The 2,027-nt window shown below is 40.8% G+C and carries 2 protein-coding genes; both read right to left on the bottom strand.

What is annotated here, in order from left to right; genetic code table 11:
• A partial coding sequence (locus WBJ10_RS00865; protein ID WP_424287666.1) for a KUP/HAK/KT family potassium transporter occupies positions 1-737 on the bottom strand: 737 nt, incomplete at its 3' end.
• A 50-nt stretch (positions 738-787) separates the two neighbouring features.
• The coding region (locus tag WBJ10_RS00860; RefSeq protein WP_424287665.1) for a HAMP domain-containing sensor histidine kinase at positions 788-2,027 on the bottom strand (1,240 nt) is incomplete at its 5' end.

Raw genomic sequence — 2,027 nt, 5'->3', positions numbered from 1 at the left:
AGAAGACATGTCTTTACAAATATCCAACTCCCTCTAATGTTTGCCCTCCCACAATGGCCGAGATCCGAATACAATGCCTCTGCCCCGGTGGTACATAAAAAGACGCCCCCCAGAATGAAGAATGCATTGGGGTTAGTTGATAGGATATAATAGGCATAGTATGGATTAACTGCCTTTAATATCTCTGGAAAAGGGATGATATACGATAGGCCAAGAACTGCCAGCATTCCAAACCATATAAACATCACTGGTCCAAAGGTTTTACCCACCAGCGAGGTACCAAACTGTTGAATGATAAACAAGCCCGTTAAGATTGCAATGACAATAGAAATTGTAGGAAGGCCGGGATATCGGATACTTAGACCTTCAATTGCTGCAGAAACGGTAATAGGCGGTGTGATAATACCATCAGCCAGTAAAGCCGCACCCCCGATCATCGCTGGTATAACGAGCCATTTGGCTTTCCTTTTGACCAGAGAATACAAGGAAAAAATACCCCCCTCACCCTTATTATCAGCCTGCAGTGTTATCAATACATATTTGATGGTAGTTTGAAGGGTTAGCGTCCAGAATATGCAGGATAGTCCCCCTAATATAAGTTCAGATGTGATCGTTTGTTGTCCGATTATAGCTTTGAAAACATACAGTGGAGAGGTACCGATATCTCCGTAAATAATACCTAAACTTATTAATAATCCGGCTCCTGATAACTTGTGTAAACTTTTGCTGGCTGACATGTAAATAGTTATTTATTAGACAATTGTGTAGTGAAAATTGATGTAATCATTTAATGAGCAATCGGCAGTTTGAAACCAAACCTGCTTCCTGATCCCGGCTTGCTCTCAACGAAGATCACTCCCTTCTGTGCTTCTATAAAATCTTTAGAAATGGAAAGACCAAGGCCAGTGCCGGATCTTTTCCCTTCCGTGGGAACCTGGAAAAATCGTTCAAACAGCCGTGCCTGATATTGCTCTTCTATACCGTTCCCAAAGTCTTTTACTGAAAATTCTACCATATCGATCGATTGTGAAATCTGAACTATAATTTTTGACTTCTCAGGGCTATAACGTAATGCATTGGAGAGTAGGTTTATCAATACCCAGGTAGTCTTCTCTACATCGGCATAAACCCTGGGCAGACCGGGCTGGCTGATACATTCGATCTGAATATGCTGCTGATCTGCCTGAAACTTTATCGAATTAATGGCATAATCCACAATCTGATCTGGCTTTGTGGCTATAAAGTTCAAGTGGATATTCCCTGTTTCAACCTGCGCCATATCTAGTAGCTCGCTGGTAATTTTTAGCAAGCGCAGTGTGTCATCCTTAATATTTTCAAGAAGGCTTAATTGCTCGGTATTCAGGCTACCAACCCTCGAATCAGTAAGAAGCTTAAGGCTTAATTTGATGGAGGAAATAGGTGTTTTTAGTTCGTGGGAAATCGTAGCTATAAAATTAGTTTTGGCGTCCTCCAGTTCTCTGAATTTGGTGATGTTTTTGAGGATATAAACTTCGCCAGCAGACTCACTGGATGTTAAAATGGGTTTGTCTTCATTATACTGTGTGCTGGGGATCATTATTTCCCGGCTTTCCAGCTGGAAGTAAGATTCCCGACCATTAGCATAAATCTTAATTGCTTTTTCACTTTGTTTATTATCGAGCAAATTCTTTAAAAGTTCATTTGTGTTCGCGAGTTCGTAGGCATTCAAGCCAATCATCTCATTTCCATGTATTCCCAATAGGTTTTGGGCCAGGGGATTGATAAAGATTATTTCATTTTTTTCATTCAGGCCAATGATCCCATCCTGCATTTGTTCGATAATGGTTTCAATCCTCAGTTTCTCCGAAAGTATTTTTTCCAAATTGCTGTTTTCCCAATCCCTGAGTTTAGCCGCCATCTGGTTGAAGGCTGTTGCTACCGGAGCAAATTCATTATTCTTAGGGAAATCAAGTCTTGCCTGATAATTTTTTCGGCTGATTTCTTTTATTCCTTCCAGGAGTTCAAATAGAGGGTCGGCAATAAAGCCG

Origin of the sequence: Daejeonella sp., assembly GCF_049655485.1 — a bacterium.
Classification (GTDB): domain Bacteria; phylum Bacteroidota; class Bacteroidia; order Sphingobacteriales; family Sphingobacteriaceae; genus Daejeonella.
This window is presented reverse-complemented; position numbering and strand designations above follow the sequence as displayed.